Consider the following 6,404-nt stretch of genomic DNA (forward strand, 5'->3'; position numbering starts at 1 on the left):
TCTATTTCAGCAGGCGGATGCCGAGACTGCGGCGGTAGGCCAGCGTCAGCAGCGCGATGCCGAGCGCCAGCGCCGCCGTATGGCCGGCAATCGTCAGCCTTTCGTCCGTCGGCGGACCGTCCGCGAGCGCCATGCCGGAGCCTTGCCACACAAGCCATACGAGCAGCGCTGCCGTCATTCCGGCCTTGATGCCTTTGTGCAGCATGACGAAAGCCATCATGCCGCCGGTCAGCAGCATCAGCGAAAACCATCGGATGAGAAAAGGCAGAAACGGAAAGCTCTCCATGGATACGGAAAGATAGACGGTGGCCGACACGCCCAGCAGCACATTCAGGCCGATCACGATCAGGAACCGGCATAGCAGCAGGAGCGCGGGCGGGTACGGAGTCACGCTCTCGATCGTCCGCATCCCTTTGTTCCAGGCGCGAAAACTGTACAGCAGCCCTGCGAGCAGCACGGCCGGCGTAAACAGGGTAAACAGGTCCGCGAGTCCGTCATAGGGCGGAGAATAGCTCGACAAAATAAGCGCCAGCATGACGAAGACGGCGGCGCTGGCCACCCAGTAGCCTTTGGGATAGGAGGCAAGCTGGGCGAGCATCATTCGCGGCAGCGACGGCCGATGTTGCAAACCGCTCCCGACGTCTCCCGCTTGTTCGGGGGCCTCATCTCCCCTTGCGCGAAGCTCATCGAACGCGGGCTGCAGCTTGCGGATAAGAGCAGCGGTATCCGCAGAGGCGACCGGCTTCACGAGCCAGCCGGACAGCGGCTCGCGCAGCTCGTCCTCCAGTCGTTTGCGATCGTCATCGGTTGGCATGTTCATGGCGGGTTCCTCCTTTCGGGCGATCCGCCGTCCGGTCGGACGGCTTTGGGCTGAGCAGCCTGGTTTTCAGCCGCGACAATCCTTTATACAAATGCGTTTTGACGGAGCCGAGAGGCAGATCGAGCACGCTTGCGATATCCTGCAGCTTCAGATCCTGATAAAACCGCAGCTTGATGATATCCCTCTGCACCTCGGGCAATTCGTCCATCGATTCCAGTATTTCCCTCCTGGTCTCCTGCCGCTCGGCCAGCTCGACGACCGAGGGCCGCTCATCCGCCCGGTCGGGCGGTTCGGCAATACGCCGGCTGTCGGCCTGATATTGCCCGCTTTTCCAATGGTCGCGGCATAGATTGAGGGCGACGCGGTAGAGCCATGCCTGCGCGTTGTCCGGTATTTTCCGCTCGTTCAGCTGCCGGATCAGTCGGAGGAACGTTTCCTGCACGAAATCCTCCGCTTTGACCGGGTCGCGAAGCTTGCGCTGCAAGTATCCCGACAAGGGACCGTGATAACGGTGGACGAACGCTTCGAAGCTCGCCTGGTCGCCGCGCGCCATCCCTTGCAGCAATTCGTCGTCAGTCATTGCCTTGCGCCTCCTCTCCGGCCTTCGGGCCGTATCGATTCCAGACTTCCAGCCAATCTTCGTATGAGATGACCGGGTAGCTGTAGAGCTGAGACTCGTCAGCCATGTACATTTCGCGGTACGGCTTCTGCTCGATGCGCAGCCCTTGGCGGTAGAAAAAGGCCAGTGTTTGTTTTGCCTGTTCCGTTCGGCCGCTCTCGAAGGCTTCGATGATCATGTTGTTTATTTTTTCCTGCATTTGGCCGACTTCCGGCGTTGTCGCGTGCGTCAGGCGGCTGTACCGCCATTGCCCGGCCGCACCGGCATTTTCCAGATCGTACAGACCGAGGATGGCTTCCCTGATCTCCTGCACGATGGAGCGTGGGCCTTCCGTATGCTCGGCAAACGAAGTGTCGTCCGGATCGCCGAACAGCAGCACCTGAAGCGTCGTCTTCAGCCGGTTGGCGTCCAAATTGGCGTACGTCGCCTGGGCGTACAGCATCGCGTCGCCCATCAGCCGCTCGGGCGCGTAGGATCGATTGGTGTTGATCGGCTCGTCCGGAAAATAATAGAGCTGGCGCAGCCGGTCGAGCGGTTGCCCCAGCCAGCTCTCATAATATTGTTTCCGGGCGCGCAGTTCGTATAAAAAAGCTTCGCTTTCCTTCCGGGCGCCGGCGGTCGTCACGACAGATACGGACTCGTCCGGAATGCCCGCCTCAATGAAGCGGCCGCCGAACAGGGTGAAGGCGGCGGCGTTCCGCTGCTTGAAGTGACGAACGCCGCTGCTGCCGTCATCCGGCGCCTCGGCAATCGTGGCGAAAAGCGGCATATCGCCGAAGCCGCGGACGCGCACATCGAAATCGGCCGTCAGTCCGACCGCGGCGTCCCTCCGTTCCAGCACTTCCCGGCCGCTGCGGAAAAACAGGCTGTCGCCTCCCGGCAGCGGATACCAGCCGATATGGGCCGGCAGATAGGCGCCGCCCTTACGGACAAAAGACGAGTACGTTTCCCTTGCGGCCGGGATGTTCAGCTTGCCTTCGTAACGGAAGCGCGCGGTTTGTTCGCCCTCCGAGTCCGCCAACACACCGAGGGGGACGGATAGCCGATCGCCGTTTCGGCTGTACGGGGCGCTTTTCCCATTGATCTCGAAGCCCGTGACCCGCAATGAGGGATGAAGCAAGAAGGTAAGCATTCCGGGCTCGCGCGCAGGCGCGTAGCCGTCGTCCATGACGGAAAGCGGCTTGCCCTGCTTGACCGGGAAAGCGATCGCCGCCTCGATGTCCAGGGTTTGGTCGTCCCTTTTCGTTACATCGAGCCGGACCGCGTTTACCCGAAAGGCGTACCGCTCGTTCGGAACCATCCACCGGGATTGATCGGGCGAAATGCTTGCTATCGCTTCGATGCGATCAAACCGGCTTGTCCACATCCGGACGTAAGGAATATAGGCGGCGCCTGCCAACAGGAGAGCCGCGAATACGGCGATGACGGCCCGTTTGCCGCTGCCCTCCGGCCGTTGCCGGCCGAGCGCGGCGTTGCACCAGGCGAGCAGGAAGACGGCGAACGACAGGACGAACGGGGCCAGCTTCGCCGCTTCCTCGCCGTTCAGCGCACCCGCCCAGCCTTCGTTGCGAAGCAGATCCGTGTTCAGCATCGGATTGAGGTAAAACGCTTTGAGCGGATACCAGCCGTAACGCTCGACCATGAACACCTGGATGAACACCGAGCGTCTCCGCCGGCAAGCCTGTCCGGGACAATGCCGCAATCGCGTCCATAAGCGAAAGCCCTTGGCGAAGGCTTACGGCGATAAAGGCGGCCGCTGTCGCGACCGGTATCAGACCGGAGTACAGCATTCCCGCCGCCGTTTTGGACAGCAGAAAAACCGGGTTGGAAACCGGCATCGCCTGCAGCCATTCGTAGGCCGGGTGCAGGATGTCCCTTCTCGCAAGCAAAACGCCCAGCAGCACGGGCAATCCGAGCGACAGCGTATGAAAGAAGCTTAAAAGCTTCAGCAGCTGCAGATAGAGATCTTGCGAACCTCCTTCCGGCAAGGCTGCAAGACTGAATGCCACGTATGCGAACGCGGCCAACGGAAGCAGCAACGGCCAGCGCATGCGGGCGAGCAGCTTCCATTCAAGCGCCGTTTGCAGCGAGAAGGCGCGGACGGCGTTCGGCCTCATCGCATGTTCACCTCCGTGCCGCCGGTCAGCAGCGCGATGTAGCCTTCCTCGGGCGCCGGGGCGGCCGGCATCGCATAGGGATGCGGCGGCTCTTCCGCCAATGCCCGGCACAGGATGCCGTCGCCCGTCGTGCGGGCGGACAGCAGCAGGGCGCCGGCGGTCCGGCGCGGCTCGTCCGGCGCGGCTTCCCACGTCCAGACGCGGCCTTCGCCGAAGCGGGCGAGACGTTCCATCGGACCGTGATACGCCAGGTTGCCGGATTTCAATACGGCCACGCTGATGCAGTTGGATTGAATGTCGCTTAAAATATGGGTGGACAGCAGCACCGTCCGCGTCATCGACAGCCCGGCCAGCAGGTTGCGAAGCTTGACGCGCTCCTCCGGATCGAGGCCGGCGCCGGGCTCGTCCGCGATGATGATGTCCGGCGAGCCGATGATCGCCTGCCCGATGCCGAGCCGGCGGATCATGCCGCTGGAGAAGGCGCGGGCCCGGCGGTCGGCGACGGCCGTCAGGCCGACGTCTTCGAGCGTCTGCTCGACGGCGCCGCTTACGGCCGCGCTGCCGGCAATGCCTTTCAGGCGGGCCGCGTGCGCCAGCCATTCCCGTGCGGTTAGCGTCGGGTACGGGTGGATCGTCTGCGGCACGTAGCCGATTTTTTTTCTCGCCGCGCCGCCTTGCAGCACGTTGACGCCGAGCAGCTCGGCGCGCCCGGTGGACGGCCGGAGGAGGCCGGCGAGCAGGCGGATGAGCGTTGTTTTGCCCGCTCCGTTCGGCCCGAGCAGGCCGTGCATGCCCGGACCGAACGAGAGGTCGACGGGGCGGAGCGCCCAGCCGGTGCGGTATCGTTTGCCTAGCTGACAGGCGGATATCATGGTCGTCGCACTCCTTCCGTATTTCCAAGACGAGCGGCGGTGTCGAAAAGTTTGCGCTGCTTGCCAGGCGGACGGCGCCATTTTTTGGCGGTATCCGTGGATGATGGCTGGACAATCGGCGCCCGTTCGTGGAAACTGAGAGAAGAATCGTATCGCCGGAGCGCCGGTACAGCCGATACATCAGTAAATAGTATAACAGACCTGAGGCCGGGAGCGCTCCGGCCGTACTTGGCGGTAAGACGCATGTTGCGTGTTGGAGCTTGCGGATGAGCGGAAGAAGCGGCAGTAAGCCGCGTTTTGCGTGTTGGAGCGTGCGGGAGGAATGAATCAGGACGAGTAGAGAAGGGGAAACGGAATGTGCAATGGTCATCGGATAGAGCCGCTGGGCGACCGCGCGTTGACGGTGCTGCTTGGGGCCGGCGGGCCGACGCCTTATGAGGCAAATGAGGCGGTTGCGGCGGGACGGCTGCCGTGGGTTACCGATCTCGTGCCCGCCTATGATACGCTGACGGTCTGTTATGACCCGGTGGCGTTGTCGAGATGGTTGCGAAGCGGAGGGCTGCGCGGATTCCGGGAGCGGACAGGCGACGGCGTAGAGCCGCAGTTGTCATACACGGACAAGTTTGATGACACGGTGCCGTACAGCGTCGCGGCGGAAGCAGTCGGCGGGCTGATCGGGCGTGTGGCAATTGGGGAAAATGCGCTGCTTGTCGATCGACCGGTCGTCGATATCCCGGTTCGATACGGCGGAGCGGACGGCCCGGATCTTGCGGAATGCGCGGCGCGCGCCGGCTTGTCGCCGGAAGCCTTCATTTACGCGCATTCGGCGGGTGAATATACCGTGGCGATGATCGGTTTCATGCCCGGTTTTCCGTATTTGAGCGGGCTTGACGATTCGTTGGCTCAGCCGCGCCGCGGTGCGCCGCGTTCCCGGGTGCCGGCCGGCTCCGTAGGGATTGCAGGCGGTCAAACCGGCGTTTATCCGTTCGATTCTCCAGGCGGCTGGCAAATTATCGGACGAACGCCGCTGCGGTTGTTCGATCCGATGAATCGGCACCCCTCGCTGCTCCGTGCAGGGGATCGGATCCGCTTTGTTCCGATAACCGGCGGCGGATCGCCCCCGGACAGGAAAAGCGGTTCTTCAGCCGGCGCCCAAAGAGGATTCGGCGGATGAACGCCGCAACGATAGTGAAGCACGGCCTTCTTCACGACCGTTAAGGATATGGGCCGATCCGGCTGGTGGCGTTGGCGCCAAGGGAGGGTGCGAGCGGATGGATGCAGTGACGGTATTGAAGCCCGGTCCGTTCACGACCGTGCGGGATATTGATCGGAATGGTTGGCTGGCGTTCGGCGGCGCCAAGGGAGGGGATGACCGATGAGCGCAGTGACGGTATTGAAGCCCGGTCTGTTCACGACCGTTCAGGATATGGGCCGATCCGGCTGGCGTGCCTCCGGCGTCGCGGCCGGCGGCGCGATGGATACATACGCGCTGCGCGTCGCGAACCTGCTCGTCGGCAACGCCGCGGACAGCGCGTGCCTCGAGCTGACGCTTACCGGCGCTACGCTTCGGGTCGAACGCGACCTGCTGGTCGCCGTGACGGGCGCCTACATGGCGCCGGAAGCCGACGGGGCGGAAGTGCCGATGTGGCGCCCCGTCTGGATGGCGGCCGGCACGACATTGTCGCTCGGCCGGACACGGGCCGGCTGCCGGGCGTACGTTGCGGCAGCCGGCGGTTTTGTGGTCGCGCCGGTGCTTGGCAGCCGCAGCGCAGACGTGCGCGCAGGCTTCGGCGGCGGCTTTGCCCGGCCGCTGGCCGCCGGCGACACGCTCCTCATCGGCGAAGCCGAGGGAGCGGAAGGGCGTGACTCCCATGCTCGCGCGGCAGCGCCGCATGGTGACGGGTCCAGGCAAGCCCGCGACGCCGCAGCCTGGGCGGCGGCGTGGGCCGCGGCGCTGGCGCAGCGCGCCGCAGAGG

6 protein-coding genes are annotated in these 6,404 nt (G+C 63.9%); 2 read left to right on the forward strand and 4 right to left on the reverse strand.

All coding sequences use genetic code 11. From position 1 onward, the window contains the following. Position 1 precedes the first annotated feature (1 nt). The 4 genes from RWM61_RS15265 to RWM61_RS15280 form a co-directional block, all read right to left on the reverse strand. Positions 2-820 carry a hypothetical protein gene (locus RWM61_RS15265; RefSeq protein ID WP_314002299.1) on the reverse strand — a complete coding sequence of 273 codons (819 nt, stop codon included), beginning with the start codon at positions 818-820 and terminating at the stop codon, positions 2-4. After that, a complete protein-coding gene (locus tag RWM61_RS15270; protein WP_314002301.1) occupies positions 801-1,400 on the reverse strand; it encodes an RNA polymerase sigma factor in 600 nt (199 codons plus the stop codon). The genes RWM61_RS15265 and RWM61_RS15270 overlap by 20 nt, the downstream gene beginning before the upstream one ends. Further along, positions 1,393-3,099, reverse strand: coding sequence for a hypothetical protein (locus RWM61_RS15275; protein ID WP_314002303.1), 1,707 nt, complete (start codon positions 3,097-3,099; stop codon positions 1,393-1,395). The genes RWM61_RS15270 and RWM61_RS15275 overlap by 8 nt, the downstream gene beginning before the upstream one ends. A gap of 453 nt (positions 3,100-3,552) precedes the next feature. Continuing rightward, positions 3,553-4,428, reverse strand: coding sequence for an ATP-binding cassette domain-containing protein (locus RWM61_RS15280; protein ID WP_314002306.1), 876 nt, complete (start codon positions 4,426-4,428; stop codon positions 3,553-3,555). A 355-nt stretch (positions 4,429-4,783) separates the two neighbouring features. Here RWM61_RS15280 and pxpB point away from each other — a divergent pair, with 355 nt between their 5' ends. Further along, the gene (gene pxpB / locus RWM61_RS15285) at positions 4,784-5,602 is read left to right on the forward strand and encodes a 5-oxoprolinase subunit PxpB (protein ID WP_314002308.1); all 819 of its coding nucleotides are present in this window, start codon (positions 4,784-4,786) and stop codon (positions 5,600-5,602) included. A gap of 201 nt (positions 5,603-5,803) precedes the next feature. After that, the coding region (locus RWM61_RS15290; protein WP_399538760.1) for a biotin-dependent carboxyltransferase family protein at positions 5,804-6,404 on the forward strand (601 nt) is incomplete at its 3' end.

This window comes from uncultured Paenibacillus sp. (assembly GCF_963515335.1).
Lineage (GTDB): Bacteria > Bacillota > Bacilli > Paenibacillales > Paenibacillaceae > Paenibacillus_I.